Here is a 14,705-nt window from a genome sequence, read left to right as displayed (position 1 = left end):
GCGACTCTTTTTACTTTTGTCAAAAAATTAAATAGGTAAGAGTTTTAGAATTAGGTTAGTCATCTGACGCGGAGATTCTTTTTTACCATTGGCAATCCAAGATTGACAGAGGCCAAAAAAGGCGTAGGCAAAGTAGATACTACTGTATTCTTTTTCAACAGAGGAAAGTTCTTCACGCCCAAAGCGATTTTGAAAATCAGTGTTGATAAAGATGCGCACCTTATTAATAATAAAAGCTTGAAATTCCCGTGTCCCATTTGCCGAAATTAAGGTAGAAAGTAACCGCTCACGTTTTAGAAATTCAAAAATCTCTAAAAATGCTTGCTCCTTATTGCCTTCGTGCTTTTCAAAAATATATTCAACTTGATTAAAAAGAGTTTGTTGACAAGAGTCAATCAATTCAAATTTATCCTTATAGTGTGTGTAGAAGCTTGAGCGGCTGATGCCAGCTTCTTTGGCAATTTTAATGGTGGTAATGTCGTCAAAACTCTCTATTTTTAAGAGAGCTACCATCGCCTCTTGAATGGCTTTTTTTGTATTAGCTCTGCGATTATCACGTACCATAATAAAACTCTTTTGAACACTTATAGACAGAGTGTCCAAAAACTCCTTCTTTTTCTTGAAATTATTTCATATCTCTGTATAATATATTTTATCACAATTTTTGAACAATGTGTCCAAAATAGGAGAAAATATGTTAGAAGAATTAAAAGCACTTATAAAAAGTCCCAAACTTTGGGTAACAATGATTGGTGTTGCTCTTATTCCAGCACTTTATAACTTATCTTTCTTAGGTTCCATGTGGGATCCTTACGGTAATGTGGATAATTTACCAATAGCAGTCGTTAATCAAGATAAGTCGTCAACGCTTAATAATCAGACCTTATCAATTGGTGATGATATGGTGGACAGTATGTCTAAAAATAAAGCATTAGATTATCACTTTGTTAGCGAAAAAAAAGCTGAAGAAGGTTTAGGAAACGGTGATTACTATATGGTTATCACTTTGCCAAAAGACTTGTCTGAAAAAGCAGCTAGTCTTTTGACAGATGACCCTGAAAAATTAACGATAAATTATCAAACAACAGTTGGACGTAGCTTTGTAGCCTCTAAGATGAGCGAGTCTGCAATGACTAAGCTTAAGGATACCGTTTCTAAGAATATCACGACAACTTATACAAAGGCTGTATTTAAGAGTATGTCTAGTTTACAAGATGGTTTACAAGAAGCAAGTGATGGTGGTAATGAATTGCTCTCAGGAAGTAAACAACTTGAATCTGGTAGTCAAACTATTACAGACAACCTCAATACAGCAGCATCAGGCAGCCAAACTTTAGCAGATGGAACAGCAACACTTTCAAGTGGTTTAACAACTTATACAAATGGTGTATCAACTTTGGCGAGTGGTGCAAATGAATTAAATAGTAACTCAGCGGCTCTTATCAGTGGTATCGCTCAGCTGAAAGAAAGTTCTACACAAGTACAACGACTAGTTGATGGGGCTAATAGTTTAACAGATGGTTTACAGCAACTGGCAACCTCTACAACACTTTCGGCAGAAGAAGCTGAAAATATTCAATCATTAATTTCAGGTTTACCACAATTAAATGCTGGTATTCAGCAACTAAATACTTCTGTTTCTGAGGTATCTTCAAATATTGACACTACGAAAATTTCAACTGCTTTAAATGATATTGCTTCACAAGCTACAGGAATTTTATCAGCAGAGGAAAAGGATAGTTCAGACAGATTAGCTGCTATTCAAGCAACAGCTGCTTACCAAAGTTTAGATGCAAGTCAGCAGGCTGAACTGGTTAATGCATTAAATACTTCAGGAAACAGTGTTAGTCAACAAGCACAACAAATTTTAAAAGATGCCAAAGCAATGCAGGTGGCTTTAGCAGCACTATCGTCTTTATCAAGTAAGGTAACTGAATTGCAGGCGGGAGTTTCACAAATTGCAAGCCAATCAAATATTGCTTTACCTGGATCTGTTGCAGCTTTAACAAAATTATCTGCTGGTTTAACTAAGGTTAATACAGTTACCACTACACAACTTGTTCCTGGAAGTAGTCAAATCGCTTCAGCAGTCTCAACGCTTAACACAAAATTAAGTAGTGGTGCAAATGAATTGTTGACAGGGGCAACAACCTATACAAACGCTGTTTCGCAAATCGCTTCTGGTGCTAACCAATTGGTTGCTAATAATAATCAGCTAACAAGTGGTACTTCTCAATTGCAATCTGGTGCAGAAGCATTAGCTTCTGGTTCAAGTCAGTTAGCTGCTGGCAGCGGCACGTTGACAAGTGGATTGACAACGTTGACAAGCGGTCTTTCAACATTGTCCTCTTCACTTACAGATGCAAGTAAGCAATTATCACTTGTTTCTGTAACAAATAAGAACGCCAAGTTGGTTTCCAATCCTGTATCAACAAAAGAAACAGACAATGACAGCGTGAAAGTAAATGGTATTGGTATGGCACCTTACATGATTGCGGTATCACTTATGGTAGTTGCCCTTTCAACGAACGTTATCTTTGCCAGCTCATTGTCAGGACGCCCAGTGAAAAATCGTTTTGAATGGGCCAAACAAAAATTCTTTATTAATGGATTGATTTCAACTGTTGGTTCATTAGTATTGTATGGTGCTATTCAATTCCTTGGATTTGAGGCCAACTATAATCTGCATACTATAATGCTGATTATTCTGAGCGGCTGGACATTAATGGCCTTGGTTACAGCTTTAGTTGGTTGGGATGACCGTTACGGTTCCTTCATTTCACTCTTAATGCTCTTATTGCAAGTTGGATCAGCAGGAGGTTCTTATCCTATCGAACTCAGCCCAAAATTCTTCCAAGTGGTTCATCCTTATCTACCAATGTCTTATATCGTATCTGGGCTACGTCAGACGATTTCAATGACTGGGAACATTAGCAAAGAGGTTGGTATTTTATCAGCATTCCTTCTTGCTTTTATGGTAATGGCTGTGCTGATCTATAGACCAAAAAAGGAAGTCGTTCATTAATTGAACACTCAAAATAGCATTAAAAGACATATCAAAACGGCACTGACCCCTAAAATAAGACATACGAAAAACACTCCCACTGACATCTAGTAAACTAGAAAGAGGAGTGTTTTGTTATGGGCTGAAAAGCCTATTCGTTAGTAACCAAGTTATCCTGTATCGAAATAGAAAAAGCATGAAAGTCCCATAAGGTCATCTACCATATCTCTGACAACTTTGAGCCCTCTATCGTAGCAAAATTTGCCATCAATCAAACACAGACTTTCAGCATACTACGCCCACATCCGTATCCTTGACGAAAATCCAGAACAGGATAGCCGCCTAATCCTCAGCTATGCAACCGTCCTCAAAGAAGCCCTCCAACTCCTTGGTGTAGAAGCTCCAGATAAGATGTAAGATTCGAGAAACAAGGACTAAAAAAGGGAGTGGGAAAGAACTCAATAAGTCTAAAAAGAGTTCGTCTTCCCACCCCCCGCACAGTTGATTTAGGTCAGATTTGGAGTGTGAAACACGAACAAATCTGCCAATCAACCACTGCGATGAAATATTGACACGAACTTTGAGAAGCGAGGCTGGACTTTTTGCTCAACCTCTTTTTATCTATCCTTAATGATTGCGGCGTTCTTTCCAAGCTAGTAGGCTAGCAACTAGCACTCCTATTCCAGTCAGGCTAAGGAGCATTTGTGCCTCTTCACCTGTCTTTGGTAAGGTCTTTTTCTCTTCTTTTTGAGTTGTTAGCGCCTCTGTTTTAGCTTCAGTGACCTCTGTGCTTGCTGTTGATGGCTGTCTGCTTTACCACTTGTGGTGCTAGCAGAGCTGCTGCTTGAGGTTGCACTAGACTCGGTACTACTTGTCTCCGTCTGCGGTGTTTCCGTCGTCGGTGTCGGCGCTGTTGTCGGTTCTTCGGTCACAGTAGGGTCTGGAGTTGGTTCCGGTGTTGGAGTCGAATGATCTCGTGTGTACCAGATACCGACGTGGGTCTTGTTTTCCATTGTCTCATAGGTATATGTGCCAACCTTAGATCCATCTGTAAGCCTATAGCCAGAGAAATCAAGCGCCGATACAGTGTGGCTTTCACCTGGATTAACCGTAATAACTTCTTCTTTGAGAGTGGTGTTACTTAGGTCGCCATCAATAGAGACCCAAACGACATTAAGAGTCTTAGGCTGCTGAACTGGTTTTTCGGGGGTTGAGCTTGGAGTGTCAACCTTATTATAAAGAAAACCATCCGCAGGATACCAGTCTTCATCATGCCAAACATTATCACCAGTAACATAATCATAGGTGATTGATATACTATTAGCACCATCTACAACATAGCCATCAATATGTGGCGCCACTTCTATAATGGTTTCACCCTTCGAAATTACACCCTCCTTATATGGTGCGATATCCGTATAAGAAGGAACACCTCCATTCTCCACTGTATCATTCAAGGAATAGTGAATGCGATAGGTAATAGGTTGCTCATCTGCATGAACAACAGTAGGAGCGTTCAGCAACTACCCACCCACAGGTGCGACTACGCCACTAAGAATAGTCACTGACGCAAAAACAACACCTAATTTAATAAACTTTTTCATTTTCTTCACCTTTTCGCAACCCTTTTTAGTTTGCCCTCCTTTTATTTTGAATAAACCCCTGCTACAATAGGATTTGTGCGTGTTTTAGTTAACGGTCGTTAACTAAAACAATGAAAAATCAAAAAATGCCAATCTGACAAAAGTTCAAAAACCCGTCAAATCAGCATTTCTAACATTTTTTATTGATAACTTTAATTGTTTTAACAAACGACCGTCTACTAAAACATTATACGATTTTACTTTACTGTTTTTTCTAGCTTTTGTCAACGATTTTTGGGTTAATTTCTCGGTTTGTTCGGATATTGTTGCGCCTTAAAACACTATAAATGGTGGCAGTGGAAATCTGGAGCTGCTTGGCGATGTCTCGGATAGTCATGTCTTCTTCCAGATAACTTCTAATGACTTGCTTTTCTTTGGATTTTGATATGCCTTTATTGCCCAACTTGCCCCCTCGCTCTCTGGCTTTACGCAGACCGTCTTTGGTGCGGTCTGAAATAGCTTGAAGCTCCCACTCTGCCACATAGCCCAACATAAGACAGAAGAATTTACCTGTTAGTGAATCCGTTTCGATTTGTTCGTGAAGAGATTGAAGGCGGATATTATAGCTGGTTAGTTCCGAGATGATAGCGACAGGTGGAGCATTTTTCTGGTCAGGTGGTCTAGCTTATAGACCACAAAGCTGGTTTCTATGCCACTTTCAGCGCAATCCTTGGCGAGCTTGATAGCTTTTTGAAGTTGCGGTCGGTCTTGGTTGCCGCCTGATTCTTTTTCGATGTAGAGCTTGTCGCAAAAGTTTAGAGCTTCTTTTTGAACTTCCAGCCCCAGTTCTTGGCGGTTGACTGTTGAACTGACACGGGCGTAGCCAATAACGACAAAGCCGCTTTCTTGATGTTGCTTAATGATTTTCTTCACCGTTTCCTCCTTCCTTTACTATTGTAGCGGGATGGTTCTATTTTAGAAGAAAGGGGAAGCTCATAAAAAGTGTTTTTTTCTGTCCCAGTGTGGACATAGTACCGATTTGTCATGTTCGTTTTTTTATTCTATTTAGAAATGTTTTATTTTCTATGGTTAAAACATTTGCCTCAAGGGGGACGGCATACTATTATCGTAATTTTAGAGCAATTTTCTTGAAATCAAAAATAGAATATTATATAATTGACTAGTCAATAATTGATTTGTCAATTATAGGAGGTTTACATGACTGAACTTAGCTCGTTGATGTATCAACTTAAAAGAAGTGATCAGAAGATTACTCAACTTTTTGAAGAAAGGTTGGGAATTAGTTTGACTCGATATGAAATTTTATCTCAGCTTTTGAAACAGGCTCCATGCACTCAAATAGCTTTACAGGATAGTTTACAAATTGATCAAGCGGCGATAACACGACATTTGCGGATTTTGGAGCAATCAGCTTATATTGAAAGGAAACGAAATCCTAAAAATCAACGTCAGGTGATCGTTTATGTGACAGACAAAGCCATTCAAGAAATACAAGTAAATCCGAGTCAAGAACATAAAAAAGTAAAGCAACAAATGCAACAAATTTTAAGCGATTCAGAAGTTCAAAACTTGTCCATTTTACTTGACAAATTGGTTACTGGATTAGAAAATATAAATTTTTAAGGAGAAGTTTATGTCAATTATTACTTTAATTTTAGCAACTTTAGTTGCTTTGGAGCATTTTTATATTATGTATTTGGAGACTTTTGCAACCCAATCAGCTGCAACAAGCCGTGTTTTCAACATGAGTCAAGAAGAGTTACGACGTGATTCAGTTAATAAACTTTTTAAAAACCAAGGTATTTACAATGGTTTAATTGCAGTCTTTTTACTTTACGGTGTGTTTACAGGAAGTATAACTGTGGTTACAATTTTCTTGTTAAATGTAATCTTTGCTGCACTTTACGGTAGCTTGACAGCTGATAAGAAAATTATCTTGACCCAAGGTGGCTTAGCTATTTTAGCGCTACTTAGCTTATTATTTTAAATTAAAAATCCACTCCTATAAAAAAAATAGAGGTTCATCTAGTAATTGATGAACCTCTATTTTAGGGAGTCATGACTAGTTTTTAGTGTAAACTAATCACACCATTTTTATTTGTAAGGCTAAGGTTAACCTGAGTTGGGAGAGCTTTTCCTGCCTGTTTACTAATAGTGACAAAACCATTCTTATTTTGTGCTTTTACTTGGCAGTGACTAAGGTTATCATCTGTCAACGTGATGTCAATGAAACCATTTTTATTTTCAACGTCAATTTTTGCAGTAAGTTCAGTGTGTTCGATGATAATGTTTCCATTTTTATTTTCCAACTGAGTTTCTTGAATAGTTCCTTGAATAGTTCGTATATTTCCATTTTTGTTGACAATTTGACAGTTTGATAATTGACATTCAAAACAATTAAGATTTGCATTTTTAGTTTCTAGTTTGCTCTGAATAAATTGACAATTAGTCAATTTGATATTTCCATTTTTACTCTTGATTTTTGCGTGAGCATTTTTTAGACAAGAAACTTCAATATTACCATTATAAGAAATTAGGACAAAGCTGTCACATGTAACTTCGTTCAGAGAGACGTCGCCATTTTTACTATCACCTATAATGCTAGATAATTGGACGTTCTTTGGTAAAATCAGAGTAATTGTTTGTCGTTTTTCCAACAAACGTCCAACGAAGAGGTTAGAGAAAATCATGCTATTTTCCTGTGCTAGTTTATTCTCAATAATGTCTAGTCTGCCCCCATTCTGATTGACAGTGATGTTGTCACCATCGCTGTAGTAAGAAAGTGTAGGCTGTGCGATGTCATCTGTAAAAATATCAAGGTTCAGGGTGTACAGCTGGAAAGTAAGTGACGTTATCGAAGAGAATTTCTGCTCAATCCAAGTAGCTGGTATAGGTTCGTCATCATCCCAATCAGTCCAATCTTTTTCTGGTTGGATTTTTTTGATGTCTAGCGTGTTAATAATTTCTTCTGCAACATCAGCGGGCTCGCCTAATTCTTGACAAATTTGCGCTTCCTTATCTGGTCCAGCTTCATCAAAATACTCGGTGAAGTGTTCCATAATTTCATTATAATCATGTTGAGGAATATTTTTGAGGTGTAAACTTAGTTGATTCAAAAAGTCGTCTTTTGTCATGAGAGGTCTCCTTATTATTGAATTGAAATATCACCCATACTACTCTTAATAGTCAGTGTGTTTGGACTTGATTGATTTAGTTGATCAGTAATATCAGCATCACCAAGATTATTGTCAAGTTTAACTTTTAGGTTTTTACTAGCTAAAGTGATATCTGTATCACCAGCTGCAATATTGAGGGTATTTGTTCCTTTAAAAGTCATATCATTGGCAGAAAAATCACCCATATTTAGTTTGAAATTTGACTGGTCAGCAGTGCTATTTTCAAAATCAACTTCACCAGCGTTGGCTGTAAGACTGAACTTGGTGAGAGAACTCTTGTCAAAACTGCTACTACCAGCAGAGATATTGGCATGACCAGAATTGATGGTTGTGTTTTCAATATCTAGGTCACCCGCAGAAATTTCAAAATTAGCATCAGCTATATTTATATCACTGAGAGATAGGCTCCCAGCTTTTAGGTTGGTTTTCACTGAGTTCAAGTTAGTATCTCGAGGAACAGAAATCAAGATTGTATAGGGGGTAGTTATTTGGCCGTTTTGAGTGAAACCAATAAGGTCAGAAAGGTCGAAAAAATTAATGACAGTGCGACTCTTAGGAAACTGTGAACTTTTCTGACTTACCTTTAAAGTCCCATCTTTGATTTCATGAGTCAAAGGTGATTTGGTTTCAGTTGAGTAAGAAATAAAAGGTTTGTCAATATCAGCTTTAGTAATAATGACATCTGAAACATCACTATCAAGAGTAATATTTTTAAAGGTATCTAATGTCATTTTTTTATAGTTCACTTTAGTAGAAATTTTTTTGGCATTGGTTAAATCAGAGACTCCTCCAGTTGCAAAGCCGTAAGCAGCCAATGTAGCACCTAATAAAGTAGCGCCGATACCAATTCCTAAAAGAACTTTTACCCATTTTTTCATTTTCTATCTCCTTTTCTTTACTGTATGTTTGGCTAGAGCAATGATACCTTGACCGGATAGTTTAGCGATGCTTACAGCAGCCATAATAGCCAATATGGATAGCCCTATAGATAATAAGCCAATTCCTAATCCTAATGTTGTCGTTGAAGTTGAAATACTAAGATACGACCAACTATCATAGAGCATATACAGACCCGATGTTAAAAAAGCAACGCCTAACATAAGAACGGTAATAACAAGAGCAAATCCTACAGCCAAAATGGTAATCAGAAGAGCAAATAGTATAAACACTAAAGGAAGGCTCAAAGGTGTTCCTAAAATCGCTAATATAGCAATCCATACAGTTCTAGTAGTTTTTCGGGGTGTCTTTGTATCATCTACAATTTTTTCATCTAGCAAACGATTTATTAAGTCACTTGCTGCTTCTTTGGGACTTCCTAATTCTGCAATCACTTGTGCTTCATTTTCAGGTCCAGCTTCATCAAAATATTCGGTAAAATAGTCCATAGCTTCCTGATAGTCCGCTTGTGGCAATCGTTTTAAATAATGTTCTAGCTTTGCTAGATATTCAGTCCTTGTCATGTCGTAATCTCCCTTCAATAATTCCGTCTAAAGTATCTTTATAGCTCTGCCATTCTCCTTTTAGAAAAATAAGCTGTGCCTCTCCCTCATCAGTAATGGTATAGTATTTACGTTTCCGTCCCTGATGTTCTTGGGAGTAAGTGGTCAAGAAACCAGCCTTTTCTAATTTTTTGAGAATGGGATACAAAGTTGACTCTTTGATGTTGGCAACTAATTTGATAGTTTGGCTAATCTCATAACCATAGGAATCTTGTTTTTCCACGATAGCTAAAATTAGAAATTCAATCAATACAGCAGATGTTGGAAAATACATGGACTCACCTCCCTATATTTTATATATAATTATTTTATATATAAAATATAAACCTATTCTGAGATAAAGTCAAGGAAAAATATATAAAATTTTTATATATTTTTAAAAGTGATTAGCACAGAAATTCTAGCGAAATTGTGCTATGATAGCTTCAGAAAAAACTTTCGAGGAAAAACATGCAAGATTTAAAGAATATTTTAAACCACTATGAACCGCATCCTTTGGGGCAAGAACGTTGTTATGCGGTGTTTTTACCTTTAATATGGAATGGTAAATCAGGTTGGGAGGTTCTCTATCAAGTCCGTAGCGAAGGCATTTCGCAACCAGGAGAAGTTGCATTCCCAGGTGGTGCTGTTGAAAAGGGAGAAACGTTTGAGCAAGCCGCCATTCGTGAAACTATGGAAGAGTTAAAGTTGCCTTCTCAGAAGATTGATCTTTGGGGTGAGATTGACTATTTAGTCAGCAATCAACAAACCATTCACTGCTTTGTTGGTCAACTTTTTGTTGAAAATTGGCAAAGTATCCAGCCAAATGAAGAAGTCGAACGCCTTTTCACTATTCCCTTGGAAAAATTGAAAAACCAGCCCCCGACTTACTATCGTCTGGAGACTGAAGTTCAAGCAACAGGAGACTTTCCTTTTGAGCGCATTCGAAATGGCCGCAAGTATAAATTTAGTCATTATGACCGTAGAATCCCTTTCTATGACATCGGTGATGAAAACCTTTGGGGCATGACTGCCCAGTTTACACATCGGTTTACAGAGATATTAGAAGGAAAGTAGGAGCATAATAAGTCCAAAGAAGAAAAAACCATTTGATAAACAAGCGAATACCGATTTATTAGGGCTAAATATCTCGTATGCTTACTTTCTATAACACTATTATTCAAAAAGTAAAATCCTATTACTCAAATGTATCCATGAGATGTATGAGACTAAATTGCTTCTTCAAGAAGTTCTGAGAAATTATATCTATCAAGAATTAGATATGAAATATAAATACAAAAATTTCTAAAGATAAAATTTTTTCCTAGCGTTATGTAGTTCTGAAAGTAAATTCTTTCCATGCTCGTCGGCTCATTGAAGATTTAAAATGTAGTTCTATCGAACCAATGTTAGAAAATATTTTAGACGGTGAATAACTGTATCGGTTTTCTTCAGTTGGTAAATAAGAAGCTAAAAAGGAACACCTCCTACGAAGTGTTCCTTTTATTATCTGCATGTTCTACTTAAATTTTATTATCTAAAAAGTGTAGAGAAAAATGTAGTGATTCGGTTGATTTGTACTGCAATGTAATGAAATTCAATAATTCAAAAATCTCATTAAATCAAGGTTTCTACCGTCTATTGACGTGTAGTGAATCCCTATTTCACCTCAGTAAACACAACGTGCTTACGCAATTTTGGTGAGTATTTTTTCAATTGAAGACGGTCTGGAGTGTTACGTTTGTTTTTTGAAGTAAGGTACAAGCGTTCACCAGATTCTTTGTGTTCAAGTGTAATATTTACGCGCATGGTATCTCCCTTCTAATTATTTAGCTTCAGCTTTAGCGATTTTACGTCCTTTGTAGTATCCTTTAAGTGATACACGGTGTGAACGTGAGTAATCTCCAGTAGTTTCGTCAAATTGTACTGATGGAGCAGTCAATTTGTAGTGTGTACGACGTTTGTTTTTCTTCGCTTTTGAAGTGTGACGTGCAGGTACTGCCATTTTCTTTATTTCCTTTCAAATGTATGTTTCGGCTTTCGCCAACTTTAATAGTATAGCAAATCTTTTTTGTAAAGTAAAGTTACTTGACAAAAAAATTAGAAATGCTAAATTCTCAAAGTAAGTTCTAGGCTGCATCTAAAACTAAAAATTATTCCGAGATGGACAAGTAAGAAATTTACTACTGGGATATTTAACCAAACTATGAAAAATAATGATTGAACACTCTCAAATCGTACACATGTATCATTTCTTTCTATAAATTTACCTTTTCCAGACTTTTTGACAATAAATCTCCCACGAAACCACTAAGAATACCTTCTTTTGCGACAATAACAGAACTTAGTCTGAAAATTTAACGTACATATATAAGTTCTATAGTTAATGTAAAATTTGACACTTGAACTGACAAGTAAATCCGTTAAATTTCTAGAAAAAATTTTTTAAAAAAGTATTGACAGTAGTGTTATTTTTAGGTAGAATAGTCTTTGTTCTGTTAGTGAATATGGTCCGTTGGTCAAGGGGTTAAGACACCGCCTTTTCACGGCGGTAACACGGGTTCGAATCCCGTACGGACTATAAATTACTGCCTAGCAGTTTTTTTCTTTATCCGGCATAGCTCAGTTGGTAGTAGCGCATGACTGTTAATCATGATGTCGCAAGTTCGAGTCTTGCTGCCGGAGTGATAAGACACTATCCTAAGTTTTCTTAGGATTTTTATTTTTTCCTAAAATATACATCACCGTTAATAATGGAAATACAAGACTCCCCTTTCTCATTGATAAGAAGGGGAGCCTTGTATTTCCATTAAATTTTTTTCTCAACGTAGAATCATTCAAATTCGAATAACTTTTCTTTTCATAGTTCTTGAGTATAATACAAAACTTATGAGGCCTATAATTGACAGGATTGTTCCTTCTTTTAAACCATTTGGAACAAAACTCAGAGTAACTTCTCCCTTGCCTTTTTGCACATCAACCTTCATAAAACCACCTTGTGCTCTGGAAATTTTTATTTTCTTTCCACTTTGGCTCGCGTGCCAACCTTTATCGTAAGGTAGAGTGAATAGTATAGAGCTGTCTTTTGTAGCTGAATATTTGGTGATTACTTTATTCCCTTGCGTTTTAACGCTAACGTTTTGACTAGAGAGAGCTTCTGTAGCTTTTTGAAAGCTCTCAATATTTAGTTCATAAAAATTCGGACTATTAAAAGATACCTGACTATTCTCTGGAAAAACAAAAGTTATATCAATTGTCTGTCCAGCCTTAAAATAGCCTATATCAAAGAAGCTGTAGGCATTATCTGTTGTATAAAGTGATGTTCTTCCAGATACTGTAATTTGGACATCTTCCCTATTATCATTTGTGAATATTATGTTCGGCATACTGACATAAAGTTGAGTATCTCTGGGAATGTTAACTCTATACGTTATGTTAGCGTCCCCAGTGTTTTGATTATTAGTTGTAACTCTACCATTGAGTGAACTACCTCCAGTTACAATTTGAGAATTCAGACGATAAAAATAGTGTTCCGATAAACCCGTTATTTTATTGATAAAATTTGTTTGATTATCAAGAGTATTAACTGTAAAATTGACATCGCTGTAAACGTCATTTGTCAATAAAGCCATCTGAGCTGAATATTGGTTCTGGTACAAGGAAGTTGCTCCTACCGTCTTCTGTAAATCAAAACCAAATTTATTAATAGGGGTCTCTGACAGATTATACTTAATTCCAAATAAACTATCCATTAGAATTGTATTATTTTGATAACGAAGATTAAGATTTGTACCCGAAGATTTAAACCCTAGTCGATCTAAGACGCTACTTGAAGTTGTATTTCTAATGGAAGAAAATTGGGAAATGCCATTATAGTTGTATTTCATGCTATCATTTCCTGTTTGTGCCAATACACGTTCCATACGATAAAAAGTCGTATTACTCTCTTGCGTATATTTGACAAGACTGTCAATATCCGATAAATTTCTCTCATATCCTTCTCTGGTTGGAAATACCCATTCTGAACCTAAAGCACTAATTTGATAATAGGTATTTAATGAAACCTCAAATATTGTAAAGATAAGTGTAAAGCTTACAAAAATTATTTTAGGCAACTGATGTTTGCAGTAACTTACCAATAAAATAAGATAAGCAATCAAAAAAATCGCTGTCAATATAAACTGTGCATCTGTTAAAAAATCATATTGCTTTCTGAAGATAAAAGTCAGCAGATAACCTAGTCCCAGAAGTCCTAAAGGATAAAAGACCTGTGTCAACTTAATATTATCCAATTGCGTCAAAGTTTCTGCTGCTAATAAAATTATAATTGTTGATAACACCCAAGCATAGCGATGTAAAAACATATTTGGGGCATGCATTCCTTGCCACAACAGATCCAAAGGTTGTAAATAAAAGCTTGACAGAATAAAAGCGATCAAAACACCATAAGCCAAGCGCACCTGCCACCTTACTGTCTTTAATATAAAAAATACTAAAGCTAAAATAAGAGGTAAAATCCCTACTGAAATCATAGGAATTGCACCAAATTTTGTTGTATCATAGGCTCCTATGAAATTTTTAGCAAAGAAATCTAGGTACCAGCTATCTTCTGTAAAGATTTTTGTTATCTTAGTTAATTCTTCACCATGTGTAGATAAGTCTAAAAAGGTCGGTAGTAGCATAATACTACTTGATAAACCTGATAATATTGACACAATTGTAAAGTTAATTGTTTTCCGAAAAATTACTTTCCATGACCAGTCCACTTGTAATTGTACTAAAAAATATAGTGTCAAAAAGATGGTAGCCATAAATCCAAAATAATAGTTTTGGATAAAAAGCAAAGTTAGGCAGATGTAGTAAAGGACAATTTTTTGCTGATTTAGTAAACGATTCAATCCCAATAATATCAGAGGAATTAAAACAAACACATCTAACCACATATTAATTTCAATTTGGCTTATTGTAAAACTCATTAACGCATAGGACGTTGATAAAACTAATATGAATGGCTTGATGATTTTCGAATACATTTTACTAAGACTATAATAAGTTGACAACCCTATCAACCCAACCTTGATTAACGTAAAGATGTAAATGGCGTCTGGCATACTTTTTAAATCAAAGAAGTAAACTAATGGTGACAAAAAACTTCCGAGATAATAGCTAATTAAAGCATAGAAATTCAACCCTAGCCCACTTGTAAAGGTGTAAAAAATACTATCTGAACCATGCAAAATATTTCGGAGGTTCTGCGCAAAAATAACATACTGATGAAAACCATCGCTGGCTAAAATCGTCCGTTCACTATTCCAATAGATATTCTGCGATAGAAATACCAAAAAAAGGATGACCACAGGTACCATAAAGCTTAGCAAAAACACTATAATCGTTTGATATTTTTTTAATAAAGTAGTCATTGTAGTCTCCTCGTTACTGTAAA

The 14,705-nt window shown here is 36.1% G+C and carries 13 protein-coding genes, 2 tRNA genes and 3 pseudogenes; 7 read left to right on the top strand and 11 right to left on the bottom strand.

Features of this window, described 5'->3' with window-relative positions; translation table 11 throughout:
• Positions 1-27 precede the first annotated feature (27 nt).
• Positions 28-564, bottom strand: a complete 537-nt coding sequence (locus ABZ559_RS00260) for a TetR/AcrR family transcriptional regulator C-terminal domain-containing protein (RefSeq protein ID WP_367006758.1) — start codon at positions 562-564, stop codon at positions 28-30.
• Between the two features lie 130 nt (positions 565-694).
• Here ABZ559_RS00260 and ABZ559_RS00255 point away from each other — a divergent pair, with 130 nt between their 5' ends.
• Both ABZ559_RS00255 and ABZ559_RS00250 read left to right on the top strand, forming a co-directional pair.
• Positions 695-3,025, top strand: coding sequence for a YhgE/Pip domain-containing protein (locus ABZ559_RS00255; protein ID WP_367006756.1), 2,331 nt, complete (start codon positions 695-697; stop codon positions 3,023-3,025).
• Positions 3,026-3,213: 188 nt separating this feature from the next.
• Positions 3,214-3,421, top strand: a pseudogene (locus tag ABZ559_RS00250) (DALR anticodon-binding domain-containing protein); the annotation flags it as partial.
• Between the two features lie 210 nt (positions 3,422-3,631).
• Here ABZ559_RS00250 and ABZ559_RS00245 read toward each other — a convergent pair.
• The 3 genes and pseudogenes from ABZ559_RS00245 to ABZ559_RS00235 all read right to left on the bottom strand — a co-directional run.
• A pseudogene (locus ABZ559_RS00245) lies at positions 3,632-3,742 on the bottom strand (LPXTG cell wall anchor domain-containing protein); the annotation flags it as partial.
• A gap of 17 nt (positions 3,743-3,759) precedes the next feature.
• Positions 3,760-4,527, bottom strand: coding sequence for a hypothetical protein (locus ABZ559_RS00240; protein ID WP_367006753.1), 768 nt, complete (start codon positions 4,525-4,527; stop codon positions 3,760-3,762).
• Between the two features lie 364 nt (positions 4,528-4,891).
• Positions 4,892-5,520, bottom strand: a pseudogene (locus ABZ559_RS00235) (recombinase family protein); the annotation flags it as partial.
• Positions 5,521-5,805: 285 nt separating this feature from the next.
• On the opposite strand from ABZ559_RS00235, the gene ABZ559_RS00230 reads away from it, so the two are divergent.
• Both ABZ559_RS00230 and ABZ559_RS00225 read left to right on the top strand, forming a co-directional pair.
• On the top strand, positions 5,806-6,231 hold the full coding sequence (locus tag ABZ559_RS00230) for a MarR family transcriptional regulator (protein WP_018376439.1): 426 nt from the start codon (positions 5,806-5,808) through the stop codon (positions 6,229-6,231).
• Positions 6,232-6,241: 10 nt separating this feature from the next.
• Positions 6,242-6,595, top strand: coding sequence for a DUF1304 domain-containing protein (locus tag ABZ559_RS00225; RefSeq protein WP_367006750.1), 354 nt, complete (start codon positions 6,242-6,244; stop codon positions 6,593-6,595).
• 82 nt (positions 6,596-6,677) lie between these two features.
• Here ABZ559_RS00225 and ABZ559_RS00220 read toward each other — a convergent pair whose 3' ends face one another.
• The 4 genes from ABZ559_RS00220 to ABZ559_RS00205 are packed head-to-tail and all read right to left on the bottom strand — an operon-like array spanning position 6,678 to position 9,557.
• Positions 6,678-7,742 carry a DUF4097 family beta strand repeat-containing protein gene (locus tag ABZ559_RS00220; protein WP_367006748.1) on the bottom strand — a complete coding sequence of 355 codons (1,065 nt, stop codon included), beginning with the start codon at positions 7,740-7,742 and terminating at the stop codon, positions 6,678-6,680.
• 14 nt (positions 7,743-7,756) lie between these two features.
• Positions 7,757-8,662, bottom strand: coding sequence for a DUF4097 family beta strand repeat-containing protein (locus ABZ559_RS00215; RefSeq protein WP_367006745.1), 906 nt, complete (start codon positions 8,660-8,662; stop codon positions 7,757-7,759).
• Between the two features lie 3 nt (positions 8,663-8,665).
• Positions 8,666-9,244 (bottom strand): DUF1700 domain-containing protein, encoded by a 579-nt coding sequence (locus ABZ559_RS00210; protein WP_367006744.1) that lies wholly within the window; start codon positions 9,242-9,244, stop codon positions 8,666-8,668.
• Positions 9,231-9,557, bottom strand: coding sequence for a PadR family transcriptional regulator (locus ABZ559_RS00205; RefSeq protein WP_018376434.1), 327 nt, complete (start codon positions 9,555-9,557; stop codon positions 9,231-9,233). The genes ABZ559_RS00210 and ABZ559_RS00205 overlap by 14 nt, the downstream gene beginning before the upstream one ends.
• 176 nt (positions 9,558-9,733) lie before the next feature.
• Here ABZ559_RS00205 and ABZ559_RS00200 point away from each other — a divergent pair, with 176 nt between their 5' ends.
• Positions 9,734-10,339 carry a CoA pyrophosphatase gene (locus ABZ559_RS00200; protein WP_018376949.1) on the top strand — a complete coding sequence of 202 codons (606 nt, stop codon included), beginning with the start codon at positions 9,734-9,736 and terminating at the stop codon, positions 10,337-10,339.
• A 582-nt stretch (positions 10,340-10,921) separates the two neighbouring features.
• Here the strand turns inward: ABZ559_RS00200 and rpmG are convergent.
• A complete protein-coding gene (rpmG, locus tag ABZ559_RS00195) occupies positions 10,922-11,071 on the bottom strand; it encodes a 50S ribosomal protein L33 (RefSeq protein WP_001265622.1) in 150 nt (49 codons plus the stop codon).
• Between the two features lie 16 nt (positions 11,072-11,087).
• Entirely contained in the window at positions 11,088-11,267 is a 180-nt protein-coding gene (rpmF, locus tag ABZ559_RS00190) for a 50S ribosomal protein L32 (RefSeq protein WP_018164771.1), read from the bottom strand.
• A gap of 504 nt (positions 11,268-11,771) precedes the next feature.
• Here rpmF and ABZ559_RS00185 point away from each other — a divergent pair.
• A tRNA-Glu gene (locus tag ABZ559_RS00185) sits at positions 11,772-11,843 on the top strand.
• A gap of 30 nt (positions 11,844-11,873) precedes the next feature.
• Positions 11,874-11,947: transfer RNA gene (locus ABZ559_RS00180), tRNA-Asn, on the top strand.
• Between the two features lie 152 nt (positions 11,948-12,099).
• Here ABZ559_RS00180 and ABZ559_RS00175 read toward each other — a convergent pair.
• Positions 12,100-14,682: a YfhO family protein gene (locus ABZ559_RS00175; RefSeq protein WP_367006740.1), complete on the bottom strand. Its 2,583-nt coding sequence runs from the start codon at positions 14,680-14,682 to the stop codon at positions 12,100-12,102.
• Positions 14,683-14,705 lie beyond the last annotated feature (23 nt).

This window comes from Streptococcus sp. ZY19097, assembly GCF_040731245.1.
GTDB lineage: Bacteria > Bacillota > Bacilli > Lactobacillales > Streptococcaceae > Streptococcus > Streptococcus orisratti.
The sequence above is the reverse complement of the archived record's forward strand: the minus strand, read 5'-3'. Positions and strand labels throughout refer to the sequence as shown.